The organism is Ferrovum myxofaciens (assembly GCF_000735045.1).
GTDB classification, from domain to species: domain Bacteria; phylum Pseudomonadota; class Gammaproteobacteria; order Burkholderiales; family Ferrovaceae; genus Ferrovum; species Ferrovum myxofaciens.
Genome location: NZ_JPOQ01000256.1, coordinates 1 through 253 on the forward strand (window position 1 = coordinate 1; position 253 = coordinate 253).

The 253-nt window shown below is 46.2% G+C and carries 1 pseudogene; it reads right to left on the minus strand.

The annotated features are described in order from the left end of the window. A pseudogene (locus tag IV91_RS0113300) lies at window positions 1-219 on the minus strand (IS1380 family transposase); the annotation flags it as partial. Window positions 220-253 lie beyond the last annotated feature (34 nt).

Here is a 253-nt window from a genome sequence, read left to right on the forward strand (position 1 = left end):
GCGGAAAGGTTCGATCGCCTCGAAATCACTCTTGCCCAGACTCAACAGACCAATCATGGACTTCACTATATCCGAGGTGCGCATTCCTTGAGAAACAGGAAATTTAGGGTCGATCACCAGATCCACATGAGCCGCCTGACAGCATTGACCAATCAATGCCAATCCAGAATAAGAGGTCAGATTCAGTTTCTCGGATTGCCGGACTTCAAAGTGTGCCATGTTCGTTTGGGTGAAGAAAGAATATGACTAATTA